General features: G+C 68.2%; 21 protein-coding genes. 4 read left to right on the forward strand and 17 right to left on the reverse strand.

What is annotated here, in order from left to right; all coding sequences use genetic code 11:
- Nucleotides 1-198 precede the first annotated feature (198 nt).
- Both OCH7691_RS14020 and OCH7691_RS14025 read right to left on the reverse strand, forming a co-directional pair.
- On the reverse strand, nt 199-555 hold the full coding sequence (locus tag OCH7691_RS14020) for a DUF1428 domain-containing protein (protein WP_085884157.1): 357 nt from the start codon (nt 553-555) through the stop codon (nt 199-201).
- Nucleotides 556-581: 26 nt separating this feature from the next.
- A complete protein-coding gene (locus OCH7691_RS14025; RefSeq protein ID WP_217807996.1) occupies nt 582-1,091 on the reverse strand; it encodes a VOC family protein in 510 nt (169 codons plus the stop codon).
- A 161-nt stretch (nt 1,092-1,252) separates the two neighbouring features.
- Here OCH7691_RS14025 and OCH7691_RS14030 point away from each other — a divergent pair, with 161 nt between their 5' ends.
- On the forward strand, nt 1,253-1,699 hold the full coding sequence (locus OCH7691_RS14030) for a MarR family winged helix-turn-helix transcriptional regulator (RefSeq protein WP_085884159.1): 447 nt from the start codon (nt 1,253-1,255) through the stop codon (nt 1,697-1,699).
- A gap of 49 nt (nt 1,700-1,748) precedes the next feature.
- Nucleotides 1,749-2,177: a VOC family protein gene (locus OCH7691_RS14035; RefSeq protein ID WP_085884160.1), complete on the forward strand. Its 429-nt coding sequence runs from the start codon at nt 1,749-1,751 to the stop codon at nt 2,175-2,177.
- Between the two features lie 16 nt (nt 2,178-2,193).
- Here OCH7691_RS14035 and OCH7691_RS14040 read toward each other — a convergent pair whose 3' ends face one another.
- The 6 genes from OCH7691_RS14040 to OCH7691_RS14065 all read right to left on the reverse strand — a co-directional run bounded on the left by OCH7691_RS14040 (nt 2,194) and on the right by OCH7691_RS14065 (nt 8,299).
- Nucleotides 2,194-3,021 (reverse strand): dienelactone hydrolase family protein, encoded by an 828-nt coding sequence (locus tag OCH7691_RS14040; protein WP_085884161.1) that lies wholly within the window; start codon nt 3,019-3,021, stop codon nt 2,194-2,196.
- A gap of 10 nt (nt 3,022-3,031) precedes the next feature.
- Nucleotides 3,032-3,799, reverse strand: a complete 768-nt coding sequence (locus OCH7691_RS14045) for an ABC transporter ATP-binding protein (protein WP_085884162.1) — start codon at nt 3,797-3,799, stop codon at nt 3,032-3,034.
- Entirely contained in the window at nt 3,796-4,779 is a 984-nt protein-coding gene (locus OCH7691_RS14050) for an ABC transporter ATP-binding protein (RefSeq protein ID WP_085884163.1), read from the reverse strand. Before OCH7691_RS14050 ends, OCH7691_RS14045 begins: the two co-directional genes overlap by 4 nt.
- The gene (locus OCH7691_RS14055; protein WP_217807998.1) at nt 4,776-5,630 is read right to left on the reverse strand and encodes an ABC transporter permease; all 855 of its coding nucleotides are present in this window, start codon (nt 5,628-5,630) and stop codon (nt 4,776-4,778) included. The genes OCH7691_RS14050 and OCH7691_RS14055 overlap by 4 nt, the downstream gene beginning before the upstream one ends.
- Nucleotides 5,627-6,595, reverse strand: a complete 969-nt coding sequence (locus OCH7691_RS14060) for an ABC transporter permease (protein ID WP_085884164.1) — start codon at nt 6,593-6,595, stop codon at nt 5,627-5,629. Before OCH7691_RS14060 ends, OCH7691_RS14055 begins: the two co-directional genes overlap by 4 nt.
- A 75-nt stretch (nt 6,596-6,670) precedes the next feature.
- A complete protein-coding gene (locus OCH7691_RS14065) occupies nt 6,671-8,299 on the reverse strand; it encodes an ABC transporter substrate-binding protein (protein WP_085884165.1) in 1,629 nt (542 codons plus the stop codon).
- A 223-nt stretch (nt 8,300-8,522) separates the two neighbouring features.
- Between OCH7691_RS14065 and OCH7691_RS14070 the strand changes: the two genes are divergently transcribed.
- Both OCH7691_RS14070 and OCH7691_RS14075 read left to right on the forward strand, forming a co-directional pair.
- A complete protein-coding gene (locus tag OCH7691_RS14070) occupies nt 8,523-9,968 on the forward strand; it encodes an amidase (protein ID WP_085884166.1) in 1,446 nt (481 codons plus the stop codon).
- Complete coding sequence (locus OCH7691_RS14075; RefSeq protein ID WP_085884167.1) at nt 9,968-10,822, forward strand: MurR/RpiR family transcriptional regulator; 855 nt, start codon at nt 9,968-9,970, stop codon at nt 10,820-10,822. The genes OCH7691_RS14070 and OCH7691_RS14075 overlap by 1 nt, the downstream gene beginning before the upstream one ends.
- A 19-nt stretch (nt 10,823-10,841) precedes the next feature.
- Here the strand turns inward: OCH7691_RS14075 and OCH7691_RS14080 are convergent, their stop codons facing one another.
- From OCH7691_RS14080 to OCH7691_RS14120, 9 genes are read right to left on the reverse strand one after another with little or no spacing between them, the layout of a single operon-like run.
- Nucleotides 10,842-12,308: an aldehyde dehydrogenase gene (locus tag OCH7691_RS14080; protein WP_085884168.1), complete on the reverse strand. Its 1,467-nt coding sequence runs from the start codon at nt 12,306-12,308 to the stop codon at nt 10,842-10,844.
- A 12-nt stretch (nt 12,309-12,320) separates the two neighbouring features.
- Nucleotides 12,321-13,118 carry an aspartate dehydrogenase gene (locus tag OCH7691_RS14085; RefSeq protein ID WP_085884169.1) on the reverse strand — a complete coding sequence of 266 codons (798 nt, stop codon included), beginning with the start codon at nt 13,116-13,118 and terminating at the stop codon, nt 12,321-12,323.
- Nucleotides 13,115-14,794, reverse strand: coding sequence for a thiamine pyrophosphate-binding protein (locus OCH7691_RS14090; protein WP_085884170.1), 1,680 nt, complete (start codon nt 14,792-14,794; stop codon nt 13,115-13,117). Before OCH7691_RS14090 ends, OCH7691_RS14085 begins: the two co-directional genes overlap by 4 nt.
- Nucleotides 14,787-15,572, reverse strand: coding sequence for an SDR family oxidoreductase (locus OCH7691_RS14095; protein ID WP_085884171.1), 786 nt, complete (start codon nt 15,570-15,572; stop codon nt 14,787-14,789). Before OCH7691_RS14095 ends, OCH7691_RS14090 begins: the two co-directional genes overlap by 8 nt.
- A gap of 24 nt (nt 15,573-15,596) precedes the next feature.
- Entirely contained in the window at nt 15,597-16,433 is an 837-nt protein-coding gene (locus OCH7691_RS14100; protein WP_085884172.1) for an IclR family transcriptional regulator, read from the reverse strand.
- Nucleotides 16,430-17,242, reverse strand: a complete 813-nt coding sequence (locus OCH7691_RS14105) for an alpha/beta fold hydrolase (RefSeq protein WP_176245058.1) — start codon at nt 17,240-17,242, stop codon at nt 16,430-16,432. The genes OCH7691_RS14100 and OCH7691_RS14105 overlap by 4 nt, the downstream gene beginning before the upstream one ends.
- 10 nt (nt 17,243-17,252) lie before the next feature.
- Nucleotides 17,253-18,008 (reverse strand): SDR family oxidoreductase, encoded by a 756-nt coding sequence (locus tag OCH7691_RS14110; RefSeq protein WP_085884174.1) that lies wholly within the window; start codon nt 18,006-18,008, stop codon nt 17,253-17,255.
- A gap of 8 nt (nt 18,009-18,016) precedes the next feature.
- On the reverse strand, nt 18,017-18,628 hold the full coding sequence (locus tag OCH7691_RS14115; RefSeq protein WP_370853115.1) for a cupin domain-containing protein: 612 nt from the start codon (nt 18,626-18,628) through the stop codon (nt 18,017-18,019).
- Between the two features lie 25 nt (nt 18,629-18,653).
- The gene (locus OCH7691_RS14120) at nt 18,654-19,448 is read right to left on the reverse strand and encodes an ABC transporter permease (RefSeq protein ID WP_085884175.1); all 795 of its coding nucleotides are present in this window, start codon (nt 19,446-19,448) and stop codon (nt 18,654-18,656) included.
- Between the last annotated feature and the right edge of the window lie 34 nt (nt 19,449-19,482).

A 19,482-nucleotide genomic window follows, 5' to 3' on the forward strand; every position in this document is an offset into this window, starting at 1 on the left:
TCAGCTGGTTTGAATGCGCAATCTCTCGTCAGTCAGCCTCGTCTTACTGTTTCTCGTACGGTCTCGCGGCAACGGGCCATGTTGCCTTCTCGGCTCTCATTCTACCCCAGTTTCCGCCGGATTGATCCTGCCACGTTCGACGCCCCCGGGATCAGGGCATGCCGGGGGCGTGAACGGGGATGCGACGCGCGGTCGTATTCAAAGCTCGAGGATTGCCTCGAAGCCGCCGAAAATCATGCGCTTGCCGTCGAAGGGCATTTCCATGCCGCCCTCGCCCATCTTCATGCGCGGATCGGACCTGATCTTCTCGTTGCCCTCGTCGCGCGCGGCACGCGACGGCCAGACGACATAGGCGAAGACAACCGTCTCGTCGTCCTTGCACTTCACCGCCATCGGGAAGGACGTGACATCGCCGTCCGGTACGTCGTCGCCCCAGCATTCGACGATCTTGAGCGCGCCATGTTCCTTGAAGATCGGCGCCGCCCGGGTCGCCAGTTCGTAATAGGCTTCACGATTCCGGGTCGGTACCGGGATCACTATTCCGTCGACATACATGCCGTTTCCTCCTGTCCTGCGGGGCGTCAGCCCCTGTAAGCCGCTTCCAGCGCGGCAATGTCGATCTTCGTCATGGTCAGCACGGCGCGCATCACCCGGTCGCATTGGGCGCTGTCGCCGTCCTGCAACATGGTCTGGAGCGCCGAGGGCACGACCTGCCATGTGACGCCGAAGCGATCGGTCAGCCAGCCGCATTGCAGCGTCTCGCCACCCTCGCGCAGGCGCTCCCAATAGCGGTCGATCTCCGCCTGGCTGTCGCAGATCACCATGTGCGACACCGCCGGGCTGAAGGTGAAGTCGGGCCCGCCGTTGAGTGCGACGAACTGCCGGCCGAACAACGTGAAGGTGATGGTGAGCACGCTGCCGGCGGGGCGCGGCCCGGCCTCGCCGGCATGGAGACGACCGACCTCTTCCACGTCCGGGAAGATCTCGGAATAGAACGCGACCGCTGCCTCGGCGTTGTCGTCGAACCAGAGACAGGTGGCGATGCGCTCGCTGGTCTCGACGCGCTTGCCGGTGCCTGGATGTCCTTGCACGGCAGAATTCTCCTTCGTTCCGCGGACCCGCTTTCGTGCCGCGCACATCGTGGCGCCCCTGCGGTGCCGCTCGCGGCGCCCTGACGACTTGGCGAGGATGTCCGCTCGATCCGGGCGCGAAGCCTCGTTGACTTTTACGTTGATGTCAACATACTTGCCTCATGACGATGCTTCCCGATCTGCCGCTCGAAGTGACCCACGAGGTCCGCGACCGCTGCCTCTGCCTGCACCTGCAGCGCGCCGCCCGCAGGGTCGCGCGGCGCTTTGACGAGGCCTTGCGGCCGTTCGGGCTGACCAGCGGACAATTCTCGCTGCTGATGGCGCTCAACCGACCGGCTTCGCCGCGACTGGGCGACATCGCCGCTTTCCTGGCCATGGACCGGACCACACTGACTGCCAACCTGAAGCCGCTGGAACGGCGCGGCCTGGTTCAGGTCACGGTCGACGAGGAGGACCGTCGCGGTCGTCGCCTGACGATCACCGACGCCGGCCGGCGCCATCTTAGGGACGCCGTTCCGGTCTGGCGGGCGACCCACGACACGGTCGACGCGATGCTCGCGGGCGGCGATCCGGACCGTCTCCGCGGCGACCTGGTCGCACTCTCATGAACGGTTGCCGGCGCTTTCCGTTCCCTCATTCCCGAAGAAAGGAATACGAATGCTCCTCGCCCCCTATCTCACCTTCTACGGCAACTGCCGCGCGGCCTTCGAATTCTACGAGATGGCCCTTGGCGGCAAGATCATGGCGATGATCAGCTTCGCCGACATGCCGGCCGACGCGACCGCGCCGGAAATCGCGAATGACCTGATCATGCACGCCCACATGACAATCGGCGAACAGACGCTGATGGCCTCCGATGCGCCGCCCGAGCAGGCCGGCTCGCCGACGCAGGGAATCTGCCTCTCGCTCCAGGTCGACGACGCGGCCGAGGCCGAGACGCTGTTCGGTCGCCTGGCAGAGGGCGGAACGGTGCAGATGCCGTTGCAGGAGACCTTCTGGGCGACCCGCTTCGGCATGGTGACCGACCGCTTCGGCACGCCGTGGATGGTGAACTGCTCGAACGACTGGCGCCCGGACCAGCCCTGACCGGAGGCCGGCGGCGCTATCTCGTCCGATAGCGGTTGAGGAAGTCGAGAATCTCGGCCCGGACGCCCTCGTCGAAGGAGAGCCAGTGCTGGTCGGCGAGCGGCGACGGCGCCCGGTAGACGATCGAGCGCTGCCCGGCGCCCCGCATGAAGGCGCCGCAATCGCCGGTCAGGACGGCCCTGCCCCGGAACCACGGGTCATCCTCGCCCAGCAGCGCCAGTACGGGCTCGTCGGCGGGCGCGGCGAGGCCGCGATATTCCGGCCAGCCCGCGTGGCAGGTCCAGCCTTCGATGATCCGGCCGCTCACGACCTCGCCCTCGTACGTCGCGGTGGCGATCGCGCCTTCGCTGTGACCGGCAAGGAAGACGTTGTCCCGGTCGACGAAGGGCAGTTCCCTGACCTTCTTCAGCGCATGGTCGATCTCCGCATGTCGCCAGCCCAGGACGCCGCGATGGAAGCCGCCCTTCGCGCGGGGGCCGTCGCAGCTCCTCGGCTTGTAGCTGCGCGCGAAACTGTCGGGTTCGATGACAAGGAAACCCGCCTTCGCCATCCGGTAGCCGAATTCCGCCGAGGCCCGGGACAGCCCGGTGCAGCCATGGGCGTGGACGATCACCGGGACCGCGCCGTCGGACGGCTCATAAGCCGCGAGATCGACATCCCGGATCCGCACACCCGACCTGGGACGGGGACCGGGAAGATAGATCTGCGCCCCCTCCCAGGTCCGCAGCAATTCGTCCGCATCGCTGCCGGAATCGCTGGCCTGGCTTCCGGCGCAACCCGCCAGGATCGCGACGGCAAGCAGGACCGGCACGATTATCCGGCGGCACATGCGCATGGCGATCATCGGGCGGACCTCACCGGATCGTCGCGTACAGGGCCCGGCTGTAGTCGTGCGCCGGCATGTCGTAGAAGGTTCGCGCCGGCGCGACCTCGACGATATCGCCTTTCAGCATCACGGCGATCCGGTGCGAGATGTAGCGGGTCGCGGCCAGGTCATGGGAAATGAAGATCGCGGCGAAGCGGTGCTCCGCCTGCAGTTCGCGGATCAGGTTCAGGATCTGCGCCTGGACCGAAACGTCGAGCGCACTCACCGCCTCGTCGAAGACGATGAAGCGCGGTTCGGTGATCAACGCACGGGCGATCGCCATGCGCTGGCGCTGGCCACCGGACAGGTCGCCCGGATAGCGCTCGGCGAATCCGGGGTCGAGACCGACCCGTTCCAGCATCGACGCGACCCGCTGACGCCTCGCCTGACGGTCGAGATCGCCTCGGATCGTCAACGGCTCGGCGACCGAGACGCCGCATCTGAGGCGGGGATTGAGCGCCCATTCCGGGTGCTGCAGGACAACCGAGAGCGCCCCCTCGCGGCGGATGGCGGGGTCGAACGGCCTGCCCTCGATCAGGAATTCGCCCCGCGAGGGGCGGATCAGGCCGAGCGCTACCCGGCCGAGCGTCGTCTTGCCGGAGCCGGATTCGCCGACCAGGCCCAGCGTCTCGCCGGCGGCAATCTCGAGATCGACGGCACCGACGGCGGGCACCTCCGTGCGGTTCCAGACCGGCCCCTTGCGATAGGTGACGCCGACCCCGCGGAAGGCGATCACCGGCGCCGCGACGTCAGTCATTCGGCAACCTCCCGCGCGGTTCCGGAAGCGGCCATGATCTCCTCCGCGAAATGGCAGGCGACGCGGCTTCCGCCGACCGCGCGTTCGGCCGGCCGCTCGCGTCGGCAACGCTCGGCCGCATGGGCACAGCGCGGCGCGAAGGCACAGTCGGCCGACGGCGCCCGCAGGACCGGCGGCACGCCCGGGATCGGGTCGAGCTGCTCGCCCGGCGCCTCGTTGCCGGCGGCCGCGCGGATCAGCGCCCGGGTATAGGGATGAGCAGGACTGCCGAAGACGGCCTGGCTCTCGCCCATCTCGACGATCCGCCCGCCATACATCACGATCACCCGTTCGCAGCGATGGACGATCATCCTCAGGTCGTGGCTCAGGATCACGAGACTCGCGCCGGTCTCCGCCCGCATCGCGAACAGCAGATCCAGGATGCGGTCGCGGATCGAGGCATCGAGCGAGGCAGTCGGCTCGTCGGCGATCAGGATCTGGGGATTGCGGGCGATTGCCAGCGCGATCACCACCCGCTGCGCCATGCCGCCGGACAGTTCGTGCGGGAAGCTCCGGGCGACACGGCCGGGCTCGTCGAGGCCGGCCCGGACGAGCAACCTCTCGACCGCCGCGGTGTCAGGCGTGCCCTCCATGGCAAGCGCGACCTGGCGTCCGATCCGCATCGTCGGGTCGAGCGCCGACATCGGGTTCTGGAAGACGAAGCCCAGCCGTTCCCGCCGCAACCGGCGCACGGTCTCGTCGTCGCTGGTGGTCACCGAGCAGCCGGCGACAAGGATGTCGCCCGCGTCGATCCGGGCGTTCGGCGCGAGCAACCGTCCGATCGCCATGCCGAGCGTCGACTTGCCGGAGCCGCTTTCACCGACGATGCCGAGCGTCTCGCCGGCGCCTATCGCCAGGTCGATGCCGTCGAGCGCGAAGACCGCGCCGCCCCCGGTCTCGTAGGCGACGACGAAGTCGCGGATGTCGACCGCCGCCGTCATTTGAGCGACCGTCCGCGAAGCGGGTCGAGGGCGTCGCGGATCGCGTCGCCGAGCAGGTTGATCGACATGATCGCGGCCGCCAGCACGAGACCGGGCGCGAGCACCAGCCAGGGCGCGATGGTCAGATAGACGCTGCCGAGGCGGAGCAGCGAGCCGAGCGAGGCCGCCGGCGGCTGCACGCCGAGGCCGAGGAAGGAAAGCGCGCTTTCGATGATCATCGAGACGGAAAGCGCATAGGTGAGCTGGATGATCGCGGCGCCGAGGATGTTCGGCAGCAGGTGGACCAGCATCACCCGCCACGTCGAGGCGCCGGAGACCACGGCGGCGACGACGAATTCCCGCTCGGCAACCGAAAGCGTGACGGATCGCACGACGCGGATGAAGAGCGGTATCGTCGCGGTCGATATGACGACGATCGCGGCGATGCTGCCCGGCCCGATCACGGCCGCCGCCAGCAGGCCGAACAGGAGCGCCGGAAAGGCGAACAGGATATCTGCGATGCGGGCGATCAGATGGTCGGTCGCGCCATGCAGGTAACCGGCCGCCATGCCGAGCAGCGTGCCGATCACCGCCGTGATGATCACCGCGATGGCCGACAGCAGGAAAGTCACGCCGATGCCCTCGACGACGCGCGGCAGGTAGCTCCGGCCGAGATCGTCGGTGCCGAGCGGAAAGGCAAGGCTGGGCGCGCCGAGTCGCGGGCCGGCGCCGATGGCGTTCGGATCGCCGAGCGGCAGCAGATCGCCGAAGATCCCGAGGATCAGCAGCACCAGCAGCAGGACGGCCCCGAGCAGGCCCAGCGAATCGCGCCGGAAGAAGCGCCCGAGCCGGGCCGAGGCGAGCGCGATCACGTGCCGGACCGGGCCGCGCCGATGCGCGGGTCGATCAGCGCGTAGGCGAAGTCGGCAACCATGTTGAGTGAAACGAAGACGAAGGCGGCGAGCAGCACACCGGCCTGGACGACGGCATAGTCGCGCTCCTCCAGCGAGGAGAAGATGTAGTAGCCGACGCCCGGGATCGAGAAGAGCACCTCGGCGATCACCGCGCCGCCAAGCAGAAAGCCGAAATAGGTCGCGGTCACGGTCACCACCGGGATCGCCGCGTTCCGCAGCACATGGTGGCGCACGATGTCGCGCGGCCGCTGGCCGCGGGCGACCGCGGCAAGGATATGGCCGTCGGTCATGACCCGCAGCACCGCGTCCCGGGTCGTCCGCAGGAACAGCGCGATGGCGAAGACCGACAGCGAGACGGTCGGCAGGATCATGGTCTTGAGATTGTCCCAGAGGCCCTGGTCGAGCGGCACGAAGCCGCCGACCTTCAGGCCGAGAGACCATTTCGAGAAGATGAAGATGAAGGCGCTGCCGATCACGAAATCCGGCACGCTGGCGCCGAGCGCGCCGACCAGGCGTCCGAGACGCCCCTTGCCGCCGGCGCCGCCCTCGGCGAGACCGCTCCAGACGCCGAGCGGCAGGCCGATTGCGAGCGCCAGGAGGAGCGTCAGGATCGCCAGTTCGCCGGTCACCGGCGCCCGGCGGAGAAACTCGTCTATCACCGGCTTGTTGGTCACCATCGAGTTGCCGAAGTCACCCTGCAGCAGCGCCCAGAGCCACTTGCCGAACTGAACGAAGATCGGCTCGTCGAGACCGTAGCGCTGGATCAGCAGATCCCGCGCCGCGCCGGTGGCGAAGGGTCCGAGGACGATGTCGGCGTAGCCGCCCGGAATCAGCCTGAGCGACAGGAAGACCAGCAGCGCGACGCCGAACATGGTGATCGCCGCGATCAGCAGCCGCGGGGCGAGGAAATAGATCAGGCGCAAGCGTCCGTCTCCGTCACCGAGGGGGACCATCCGCCGGACGCAATCGTGGCGCCCGGCGGGTGGATCAGCCTTGCGTTAGTCCTTCGAGGTATACTCGGCAGCATACTGGAAGGTGTTGGAGGAACCGGAAACCGGGTCGACACGGATATCGATCTTGTCTTTCCGGTGCAGGATGAAGTCGACCTTCGAGACCAGCGCGAGGATGTTGGCGCCGTCGTCGATCATGCCGCAGACCTCGGTCAGCTTGGCATCGCGTTCGCCCCCGGCCGGCGTGCTCTTCAGTTCTCCGAGCGCATCGGCGAGTTCCGGCACATACTCGTGGAAGACGGTGTTCCAGACCGCGAATTTCGGGTTCCACCAGGCGATCACCATGCTCGGATCGCTGTACCCGGCGAGCCAGGAGATCGAGGCGTCGAAATCGCCGTCCGTGAAGACCTTCTGGAGATACTCGGCGGTCGGCATCTGCAGGATCTCGACCTCGATGCCCACGTCGCGGGCATTCTGCTGGATCACCTGGGCGATGCGGGCATAGACCGGGTCGGAGGCCGGCGCGATGATCGTCGTCTCGACCTCATCCTCGCCGGTCGCGGTGACCAGTTCGCGCGCCTTCTTCAGCCGCTCCTCGCGCGGCAGCGCGTAGGTGTCCGTCGTGCCGCAGGCATCCTTGCCGAACGCGACCGGGACCGGCTGATCCGGCACGGTGGCGCCGGCGAAGACGATATTGGCGATCGCGTTGCGGTCGATCGCGAGGTTGAAGGCCTGGCGGATCCGCTTGTCCTTGAAGGCCGACTTGTCCGACAGCGCATTGATGTCGACGCGGAAATAGTTGGTCGTCTTCTGCGCCTCGACGACGATGTTCGGGTCGTCGGCGACGAGACGGGCGATATCCGGGTTCGAGAAGATCGCGTAGTCGACCCGCCCGTCACGGAGCGCGGCGACCCGCGCCGCCTCGTCCGGGATGATCGGCACGTCGATCCGGTCCGCCTTGGGATAACCGTCGCGCCAGTAATGGGGATTGCGGACCAGCGTCCAGCTTTCCTTCGGCAGATGCTCGGCGACCATGAAGGGGCCGGAACCCAGCATCTCGGAATTCGGATCGAAGGTACCGTCCTTCAGTTCCTTGATCGGGACGATCGCCGCCGAGATATGGGCGAGCGCCGTCAGGAACGCGGTATGCGGCTTTTCGAGTTCCACCACGACCGTGTGATCGTCCGGCGCCGTCATCGACTTGATGACACCGAACTGCCGCCCCCAGTAGGAGGAGATCTTCAGGCTGGCCTTCTGCTTCGCCTCGTCGGTCGTCGCCGCGGCAACGCCCTCGGGGTTCAGTTCCTCGCCGCTGATCCGCTGCAGGCTACCGATCACGTCGCCTGCCGTCACCGGGCGCCCGTTCGACCATTTGGCATTCTCGCGGAGCTTCAGGACGTAACCGGTCGGCGAGGTCTGCTCCCACGAGACCGCGAGGCCCGGCTGCAGATTCATGTCCTTGTCGGTGGTCAGCAGGGTCTCATAGATCATCTGGTACATGGTCCAGGACGCGACCGTGCCGGCAATGTTGACGTCCATGCTGGTCACGTCCGCGGCCTTGCCCCAGGCGATGACGTTCTCGGCCTGCGCCATGCCCGCGCCGCCGACGGCGACTCCGCCGACCGCTGCCGCGACAAGCGCCAGGCGCCGGCCGCCGGATTTCCACAATGCTCTCATCTTTCTGCCTCCGGTTTATCGTTTGATTCGCCGTTGCCTCGGCGCGCCGCGAATATCTCTCCCGGTTCCGCGCCGGCAGCGTTTCGCTGTTCTGTCCGCCTGTATCCGAACCCCGTCGATGTTATCTTGACACCAACATTCCGACAAATGTTATTTCTTTAACAACAATGCCCGTAAAGGGATATCATGCGGGCAGTTTGTAGCTTGTCCCTGGATGGATTGAATGGCGGTCATTGACGAATACGACGACCATGATGCGCTCGGTCTCGCCGCGCTTGTCGCGTCCGGCAAGGTGACGCCGGGCGAGCTTCTGGAAACCGCGATAACCCGCGCCGAAACGGTCGAGCCGGCGATCAATGCGATCAGCTACCGGCATGACGATCTGGCGCGAGAGGCGGTTGCCGCCGGCCTCCCCGACGGCCCCTTCAGGGGTGTCCCCTTCCTGCTGAAGAATGTCGGGGTCCAACTCGCCGGCACCGTCACGAGCGGCGGCTCGGCGCTCTTCTCCGACGCGGTCGCCGATCACGATTCCGATGTCGTCCAGCGCTACAAGGCCGCCGGCCTGGTGATTTTCGGCAAGACCAACACGCCGGAACAGGGTCTCGCCGCATCGACCGAAACGGTTCTGCACGGCGATACCCGCAATCCCTGGGACCTGACCCGGACTGCCGGCGGCTCGTCCGGCGGTGCCGCCGCGGCGGTGGCCGCCGGCATCGTCCCCGCGGCGCAGGGCAGCGACGGTGGCGGCTCGATTCGCATTCCGGCCTCCTGCTGCGGCCTGTTCGGCCTGAAACCGACCCGCGGGCGGGTCTCCCTCGGACCCGATGCCGGGGAAAGCTGGGGCGGCCTCGGGGTCGTCCATGCCCTGACGCGAAGCGTGCGGGACAGCGCCGCGCTGCTGGACGCGGTCGCCGGCCGCATTCCGGGCGACCCCTATTCGGCGCAACCGCCCGCCCGTCCCTACCGCAAGGAAGTCGGCGCCGATCCGGGCAAGCTGAAGGTCGCCCTGCAACTGGCCCCGCTGTCCGGCACGCCGGTCGACCCGGAATGCGTCACGGCCGCGCGCGAGGCGGCACAACTTCTGGAAAGCCTCGGTCATCACGTCGAGGAGGCGATGCCTCCCGGTGACGGCGAGGAGGTCGGCGGAGCCGTCTGGACACTGGTCGCCGCCAATGTCCTTTCCGCCCTCCGTCGCAGGGCAACGCATCTCGGCCGGGAACTGGCCGAGAGCGATGTCGAGCCGGTCACCTGGAACGCGGTCGTGCATGCCCGGACGCTGACTGCCGACGCCTATGCCGACGCGTTGTCGGTGATCCATGCCCAGGGCCGGCGGATGGCCGCCTTCCATCGCGACAACGACATTCTCGTCAGCCCGACCCTGGCGGAACCACCGGCGCCGCTCGGTCCGCAACGGATGCGGAACCCGGACATCGAGGAATATTCGGCAGCGCTTCTGCGCTTCAGCCCGTTCACCAGTCTGTTCAATGTCAGCGGTCAGCCGAGCATGTCGGTGCCGCTGCACTGGAGCGCGGACGGCCTGCCGGTGGGCGTCATGATGAGCGCGACCATGGAGAACGAGGGCCTCCTCTTCCGCCTGGCGGCCCAGCTCGAGACCGCGAAACCCTGGTTCCACCGGCGTCCGCCGGCGTCTCCCCCGGGCACGGTGTGATGAACGGCGACCTGGAAAGGCGCCTGCGCGCCGATTTGCATCGCTTCACCCGGTCGGAGCGGGAGATCGCCACCTACATGTTGGCCAACCTCCAGGACCTGCCGTTCGAAACGGCGGCGACGATCGCCGCGCGGGTCGGCGTCAGCCAGATGACGGTCAGCCGTTTCATGCGAACCCTGGGCTACAGCGGCATCGGCGAATTGAAGGAAGAGTTGCGCGAGTCCAGCCTGAACCCGTCCCTGCTCCTTACCGACCGGGCCGAGCATCTGAAGAAAAGGGGCCCGGCCGGGCGGGACCTGCATGCCAGCCTGCAGCTCGAGATCCGCGCCCTCGTCGCCGTTTACGAACTGGTCGGAACGCCGCTCTGGCAACGGGTGGTCGAGACCCTGTGCGATTCGGACGCGGTTTTCGTGGCCGGCTTCCAGACCCTGGGCGGCATCGCCGCCGACTTCGCCGCCCGCCTGCAATATCTGCGCCCCGAGGTCGGTGTCCTCGATGGCGCGGACGGCACCTTCGCGGCGCTGTTCGGCGGCAAGGCAGATGCCCCCGCCCTGGTGCTGTTCGAAATGCGCCGCTACACGCGGCTCAGCCAGCTCCTTGCCGAACAGGCGAGCCGCGCCGGCGTCCGGCTGATCGTCATCTGCGACAGGCATTGCCACTGGGCGCATGCCCACACCGAGGACGTGCTGGCGGTGAACACGGAAAGCCGCCTGTTCTGGGACAGCCAGTCGCCGTTCGTCAGTCTCTCGAACCTCCTGTTCGAGGATATCGCCCAGCGGCTCGGCGAGCGCGCGACGGATCGGATCGGCCGGCTGACCGCGTTGCAGCAGAACTTCGGCGCCTTCCTCGACTGACGACGCCTGTTGCCGACCGTCAGCGCGGCATGGCCCAGGGCAGCGGCGCCTCGTTGAGGCCCCAGTAGAGGCTCTTCTGCTGCATGTACTGGCGGATGCCGTGACGCCCCTTCTCGCGACCGAGGCCGCTGTCCTTGAAGCCGCCGAACGGCGTCGAGATGCTGAACTGCTTGTAGGTGTTGATCCAGACCGTGCCGGCCGCGATGCGCCGGGCCAGCCGCCAGACCTTCTGGTAGTCGCGCGACCAGAGCCCGCAGGCGAGGCCGTAGACGCTGTCGTTGGCCTGGGCGACCAGGTCGTCCTCGTCATCGAAGGGGAGCGCGACCAGCACCGGCCCGAAGATCTCCTCCTGGCAGGTACGGCTGGCATTGGCCAGGCCGTCGATGATCGTCGGCAGGTAATAGGCCCCGTCCGCATGGGCCGTGCCGTCCGGGCGGGCGCCGCCGCAAAGGATGCGGCCGCCTTCCTCGCGGGCGAGATCGACATAGCGCTCGACGCTCGCCCGGTGGTCGAAATGGACGAGCGGCGCGACCTGGGTCGCCGGATCCTCGCCAGGGCCGACCCGCAGTTGCCGGGCGCGGGCGACCAGCCGCCCGAGAAACTCGTCGTAGATGCCGCGTTCGATGAACAGGCGCGAACCGGCGATGCAGCTCTGCCCGCTCGACGAGAAGATCCCGAACAGCACGCCGTTGATCGCATGCTCGATATCGGAATCGGCGAAGACCACGGTCGGTGACTTGCCCCCCAGTTCCAGCGTGATCGGCATCAGCTTCTCGCCGGCCACCGTCGCCAGATGACGGCCGGTCCGGGTGCCGCCGGTGAACGAGACCTTGCGGACCAGCGGATGGCGGACGATGGCGTCGCCGGCGATCCGCCCCTGCCCCGGCAGGACCGAAAGCAGGCCGGCCGGCAGTCCCGCCGTCTCGCAGATGCGGGCGAACTTGAGCGACACCAGCGGCGTCCATTCGGCCGGCTTGAGCACCACCGCGTTGCCGGCGGCGAGCGCCGGCGCGGCCTTCTGGGCGTCGCTCGCGATCGGCGAATTCCAGGGCGTGATCGCGCCGATGACGCCGAGCGGCTCGTGCACGCTCATCGTCATGTAATCGCCGCGCGGCGGGGTCAGCTCGTCCTCCAGCGTTTCCAGCGCGGCCGCCATGTAGCGGAAGGTCCCGGCGGCGCTGGCCGCCAGCGCCGTCGTCTCGCCGCGCGTCTTGCCGGTATCGCGGGTCTGCAGGATCGAGATGGCCTCGATCTCCGATTCCAGCCCGTCGGCGATCCGGGTGAGGATGCGGGCCCGTTCGTGCGGCCTGAGATCGCGCCAGGCGGGATCGTTCATTGCCTCGTGACCGCGTGTCACCGCATCCGCCACGTCCTCGGCGGAGGCACCCGCGAACTCCGCATTGACGCTGCCGTCGGCCGGATTGATCGAGGTAAGCACCGGGCCCCTGCCCTGACGCCATTCGCCGCCGACGAAGATCTCGGTCATGGTCGCTCCCGCTCAGATGACGACGACGGCGCCCGGCTGGCCCAACGCGCGCGCCATGCTGAGCGCGGTCAGCATCGACGTCTTCGGGTTGGCCGGCGACGGACGCCCGGACAGGGTGATCGCGAAATGGCCAAAGTCGCCGGCGGCCTCGATCTCGTGGATATTGCCGGTGACTCCCGGGTCGGCGACGAGTTCGACCTCGGTCGCCTCGAAGCCGAGTCCGGCCAGCGCCACGGTCGCCGCGACATTGGCGTTCTTCGGATATTGTTCCGCCGCCGCCCGGGCCGAGCCCCGATAAAGCACCACCGGCGCGGTCAGCGTGGCAAGGTCGCAAATCGCCTCGGCCGGGGTCCCCGTCCAGGCCTGCGGCGGCTTGCGGGACCGGTAGCGAACCGTGTCCAGCCGGCCGAAACGGGCTGCGGCAAGCGCGTCCATGCCGCCGATCGCCCCGGCCGGCAGGACCAGTCGGGCGCCCGAACGCGCGGCCGCCTCGGTCAGCCGGTCGTAAAGCGCCTGATCGGCAAGCGCGCCGATCGAGGCGATCACGAGGTCGCTGCCAGCATCGAGGATCGCCAGACCGAACTCCCGCACGGCTTCATGCCCGGCGCATTCACCGACAAGCTCTGGCCCCTCGGCGAGCAGCGTCTCGATCGAGGTGACGAGCGGCACGTCGCCGAGCCGCTCCCGGGCCAGCTGCTCCCGTCCCGGCCGGACCAGGACGGCAGCGAGTTCGACGCCCGGCATCTGCGGCAGCGTCTCGACGACCGTCGCGGCAATCCCGCCATAACCGATGAGCGCGATCCGGATCACGCCGGCACCGATTCCCTGGCCGGGGCCTTCTGCGGCACCGGCGGGCCGGCGAAGGCGACCTTGAACGGGCCAACGGCAATCATGTCGATCTCGACCATCGCCGGACCCGGCAGGGCGATCGCGGCGGCCATCGCGTCGGGAAAGTCATCCAGGTCGCGAACCACCGTGTGGGCGAGCCCCATGGCCGCCGACAGCGCGCCGAAATCGGGCGCCAGCGGATCGGCGAAATAGCGCCGGCCGCCGTAGTGAACGTCCTGGATGTTGCGGATGACGCCGTAGCCCTGGTCGTTCATCAGCAGGAAGACCACGTCCGCGCGTTCCTGCACGGCGGTCATCAGTTCGCCGAGCGAGAGCGCGAAACCGCCGTCGCCGACTAGCGTGACGGTCTTGCGGCCCTGGGCACCCGCCGCCACGGCGGCGCCGATGCCCATCGGCGTGCCCTGCCCGATGCCGCCGCCCAGCGCATGCACGCCGTCGCGCGGCCCGAAGATGCGCAGCAGGCGATTGCCCCAGGTGCTGTTCGAGATCGTCACGTCACGAACCCAGACCGCGTCGCGCGGCATCACCGCCTGCAACTGGTCGATCAGCCGGCCATAAGGACCGAGATTGTCACGCAGCGCGGTGACCGCCGTCTCGCGCGCCGTCGCCAGATCGTCGGCGAAGGCCGGATCGATCGCCATGCGGCCGGCGACCCGGTCGGCCAGGGCATCGAGGATGTCGGCGGCATCGCCATGCACGAAGCCGTCGCCCACGTAGGACCGGCCCTCGGTGCGCGGATCGGCATCGGCGAGCCAGAGCGGACGCGGCAATTCCATCTTGTAGTTCCGCGTTTCGTTGCCCCGCAGGCGGGAGCCCGCGACCAGCATGAAATCGCAGGTCCGGTACAAGGCCTCGACCGCCGGCACCATGTTGACCGCACCGAGGCTGAGCGGATGATCCTCCGGCACGATACCCCGGCCGTTGGTGCTGGTGACGACGCCGATCCCCATCGAGACGAGCCGCTCCGCGCCGACGGTCGCGCCACGGGCGCCGCCACCGAGCCAGAGCAGCGGGCGGCGGGCCTTGACCAGCGCCGCGGCGAGCGCGTCAAGCGCCACCTCGGACGGGCGCGCCGTCACCGGCGGGATCGGCGCGAGGTCGTCGGGAATCGTCACCGCGGCCTTCTGGATGTCGATCGGGATCTCGATGCTGACCGGGCCGGCCGGCGGGGTAAGCGCGATCCGTGCGGCCTCGCGCAACACGCCGAGCGCGGTTTCCGGCGACCAGACCCGGAAGCTCGCCTTTGAAACAGCTTCAAGCAAGCGCGGCTGGTCCGGCGCCTCGTGGATATAGCCCCGGTCCCGGTCCAGGTAGGGACTGTCGATCTGGCCGGTCAGGTGCAGGACCGGGCTGCCCGCGGTCAGCGCCTCGACCATCGCACCGGCGGCATTGCCGCAGGCGGTGCCGGTGCTGGTGAAGGCGGCCGTGAGCCCGCCCCGGACGCGTGCGGCGGCATCCGCCATGTTGACCGCGCCGGCCTCGCCGCGCGCGAGGACGTAGCGGATATTCCCGCGACGACCGATCGCGTCGAGCATCGGCATGTTGTGGATGGAGATGACCCCGAAGGTCTCCTCGACACCGGCCGCTTCGAGAAACGCGGCGACCAGATCGCCGACGGTGGTTTTCACTTCAGGCATGACGCGACACCCCTCCTGATACCTCCAGCGCCGCGCCGGTGATGTAGGACGCGGCCGGTGAAGCGAGAAAGACAACGGCACGGGCCGGCTCATCCGGCTGGCCGAAACGACCCAATGGAACCTTGCGGATGCGGGCCTCGCCCGCGATCCAGTCGTCGAAATCCCGGCCCGGTGCGCGGGCCGCCTCGAAGCGGCGGCGCCACTGGCCGGAGACGATCACGCCGAGCAGGATCGAATTGACGCGCACGCCCCTGGGCGCGAACTCGACGCTCAGCGATTTCACCAGGTTCTGTACGCCGGCGCGCGCCGCCGAGGTGCAGACCATGTGCGGTTCGGGCTGCCGGGACAGCAGCGAGTTGACAACCACAATGCTGCCGGCCGACGAATTCTCCAGCGCCGGCAGGAAGGCCCGGGTCGGGCGGATCACGCTGAAGAACTTGAGATGCAGTTCCTCTTCCCAGGCCGCGTCGCCGGTATCGGCGAAGGTCGATACGCGACCCTGCCCGGCATTGTTGATCAGCATGTCGACCGCGCCGAAACGGTCGACAACCGCGGCGCGGAAGGCGCCGACCTGACCCTCGTCCAGCACGTCGCAACGCATGGCCAGCAGACGGTCGTCGAATCCGAGCGTTGCCGCGGCCGCATCCAGCCGGCCACCGTCGCGGCCACAGATGGCGACCCTGGCGCCTTCGCCGAGCAGGATGCGGGCCGCTTCCAGCCCGATGCCGGAGGTTCCCCCGGTCACGACCGCCACGCGGTCCTTCAGACCCAGATCCATCGCGTCAGCCTTTCCCGGCGGCGGTCATGAGCCCGCCGCCCGCTGTTCCAGCGCCGCCGGCCGGAAGCCCAGCCAGGCCGAGATTTCCCGTGCGCTCTCGAGGACCCGGTCCTTGATGACCCCGTCAAGCTCGTCGAGCGGGATGTAGCTGCCGGGACTGGAGATATTGATCGCCGCGACGATCCGCCCGGATGCATCGCGAACCGGCGCCGCGACCGACGCCACACCGCGTTCGAAGGCGAAACGGCTGACGACGTAACCGCGGTTGCGATCCTGCTCGACGATATCCAGCAGTTCCGGGACCGTGCCGGGCGTGAACTCGGTAAATCGTTCCAGAGCCACGCCGGCATACAGGTTCACGATATCGCTGTCGTTCAGGGCGCCGAGCAGGACGCGCCCCATCGACGTCGCATGGGCCTGGAAGCGGGTCCCGACATGGACGTTGCTGGCAAGCTGGGCCTGCGAGGCGACGCGGGCGATATAGACGATCTCGCGGCCTTCGCGGATCGCCATGTGGGCCGCCGCGCCGGTCGCGTCGCGAAGCGCGGTCAGGTGCGGGCGGGCGACCTCGACCAGGTCCATGGAGGCGAGATATTCGAACCCGAGCGTCAGGATGCGTGATCCGAGCGCATAGCTCTTGCCGCCGACAACCCGCTGCAGATAGCCCATGCGCTCCAGTGTCACCGCCAGCCGGAACACGGTCGAGCGTGGCAGCGCGAGCTCGCGCCCGAGATCGGCGAGGGTCATTTCCCGCCGGTCGCGGCTGAAACATTCGAGAAGCCGGAGACCCCGCTCGAGACCGGGCACGACATAGCGTTCGGTATCGGCGGCGGCCGCCTTTTCATCGGCTTCGCTGCTCATCGGTTCCTCCTCAGGAAGCGCCTCAGCGCCTCGTTGTAGCGTTCCGGCACTTCCGCGTAGCTCGGATGGCCAACTTCGCCGAGATCGACATAATCGGCCCCGGGCAGTCGCGCCGCGACGTCGCGGCAGCGCGCTTCCGGCGTGATCGGGTCGGCCGTCCCGGCCATCACCCGGATCGGCAGGTCGAGACCGGCGAGATCGGCCAGCAGATCGCCCCGGGCGAGCAGATGATTGGCGGCGCGGTAGCCCTCGGGGCGGATTTCTCCCATGACGCGACGCGTCAGGTCGATAACCTCCGGCGCCGCGTGCGGACCGCAGGTCCGCGCTGCGCGCTTCTCCGCCAGGCCCTTGGGCCCGAGCGTTTCCAGGTCGCGGACCCGGGCCGCGGCCCCCTCCGGCAGTGGCGCGTCGGCCGCGGCGCCGAATCCGACCGCCGGGTGCGAGAGCACGAGCCGGCCGATCCGGGCGGGATGGCGGCGGGCGAAGGCGGCGGCGACAAGCGCGCCGAAGGAATGGCCGACGACGTCAGCGGTCGCGATCCCGAGCGCGTCGAGCGCGGCCGCCAGGTGATCGGCGTAATCCGCCGGCGCCGGCCGCGCGTTGGCCAGCGGATCGGACCGGCCATAGCCCGGCGCATCCCAGGCGATGACCCGGTGATCGGCGCCGAGCGCGGCAAGCTGGTGGATCCAGGAACCACTGTTCGAGCCGATCCCGTGCAGCAGCACCAGCGCCGGCCCTGTGCCCGCCTCGCGATAGCTGAGCGCCAGGTCGCCGACCGCGACGGTTTTCCGGGGATGGGCTTCGCTCACCGTTCCGCCCTCAATTGAAAACGAAGCCGCCGTTGACCGGCAGCGTCTGGCCGGTCACGAAACCGGCCCCGGACCCGAGCAGGTAGAGCACCGCGCCGATCACGTCATCGGCATACTGCGGTCGCGGGATCGCCCGCCCGGTCTCGTAAAGGCGATGGCGCTCCTCCGGGACATATTCGGTGGCCTCGACGCGCACCAGCCCGGGCGCGACCGCGTTGACCGTGATCCCGTCGCCGCCCATCTCGCGGGCCAATGAGCGCGTCATCGAGATGATCGCGCCCTTGCTGCTGACATAGGACAACAGCCGGGGCGCGCCCCAAAGCGCGGTATCGCTGGCCAGGTTGACCACCCGGCCGCCCGACGACTTGCGGAGCCAGGGCGCGAAGGCCTTCACCGCCAGCCAGGTGCCCCGGACATTGACGGACATGACCCGGTCCCAGGTCTCGATATCGATTTCCTCGAAGGTCTTGCCGCCGATACCGGTCGCGATGGCGCCGTTGTTCACCAGCCCGTCAACCCGGCCGTAGCGCGCCCCGACTTCGCCCGCCAGCGCCTCGATCGAGGCCGGGTCGCCGAGATCGAGCGGCAGGAAGCAGGCCTCGTGACCCGCCTCGACGAGCGCGGCGGCCGAGGCCTCGCCCCATTCCCGATTGATCTCGGCAATGACGACGGCCTCGGCGCCCGCCCCGGCGGCAGCCTCGGCGAACGCCCTGCCAAGGCCCCGGCCGGCGCCGGTGACAACGATGATGCGTCCGGAAAGCGGCATGGCGGTCGTCAGCTCGCCTTGCTCAGTTTCTCCGACTCGGCGGCGGCCGCGATCTCGCGACGGCGCTTGCGGAGTTCCATCAGCGGATGCCCGTCCGGATAGTCGGGCACGATCGGCTTCGAGGTGCCGAGCATGACGCACATCAGGGCCTCTTCCTGGCCCTCGTTGCGAAGCCCGCGATAGACGCCGGGCGGCACCGAGATCAGGTCGCGCGAGGTCAGCACGGTCTCGGCCGTCTCGCCGTCGAGTTCGAAGAACAGCCGGAGCTTCTCGGCCTTGAGCACGAAGAAGACTTCCTCGGCATCGTGATGGACATGCAGCGGGCCCTCGCAGCCGGCCGGCAGGATCATCGTCGAGAACGTGAAATGCTCCGACGGGACGGTGCCGCTGTCGCTGGCCACGCCGGTCGCGCCGGTGCCCATGTAGCGGCACTGGGCGCGCTTGTATTTCGGGTCGAAGTCGGCCTGGAACTTGAGCGCGTTCCAGTCGTAGGTCCGGCTCTCGAAACGGGCCACGCGGCTCTTCTCGATCCACTCGCCGAGGCTGCGGTCGGCCGGCTTTTCCCAGCTCGGCAGCATCTGGCCCGCCTGTTCGACGATCTTTTCCTTGCGCTTGCTCATCTTTCGATTCCTCCGTGAAATCAGCTCAGCCGTCGGCGCGGACGCGCGCGGGCATGTAATGCAGGACCCGGCGTTCGGCGAGAACGATGAGCCCGTAGAGAACGATGCCGATCAGGGTCAGCAGAATGATCGCCACGAAAACCATCGCGGTGTTGCCGGCGCCCTCGCCGAACGAGAGCAGGTAGCCGAGTCCGGTATTGCCGCCGACCAGTTCGCCGACCACGACCCCGATCACCGCGAGCGTCGCGGCGATGCGAAGACCGGCGAAGAAAGGCGGCAGCGAGGCGGGAAACTCGATCTTCCAGAAGACCTGCAGACGGCTCGCCGTGAACGCCCGCGCGAGCCGGGTGATGTCCGGATCGATCGAGCGTACGGCGCCGAGCACGTTGATCATCACCGGGAAGAAGACGATCAGCACCGCGACCAGGATCTTCGGATAGACGGTGTAGCCGAACCAGATGATGAACAGCGGCGCGAACGCCACCTTCGGCGCGATCTGCAGCGCCAGGATATAGGGCGACAGCAGGAATTCGGCGGTCGGCGACATGCCGAGGATGAAGCCCACCACCATCCCGAGAAGCACGCCCAGGACCAGCCCGGCAACGACCTGCCCCGCGGTGATCGCGGTATGGAACAGCAGGTTCTCGTTGCCGGACATGTAGATGAACTCGCTCCACACCTTCGACGCCGGCGGAATGATGAAGGCCGGGATGCCGAACAGGGTCGGTCCCCATTCCCAGAGGGCAAGGAAGGCACAGAACAGGAGAACACTGCCTGCCAGCATCCGCTGGGTCGAGGATTCGATCGAGAGGGAGTCCATCGCGTCTACTCCTGGATCGGGTTTGCGCGGTTCA

The sequence above is a fragment of the Oceanibacterium hippocampi genome (genome assembly GCF_900172325.1).
GTDB classification, from domain to species: Bacteria; Pseudomonadota; Alphaproteobacteria; order Sneathiellales; family Sneathiellaceae; genus Oceanibacterium; species Oceanibacterium hippocampi.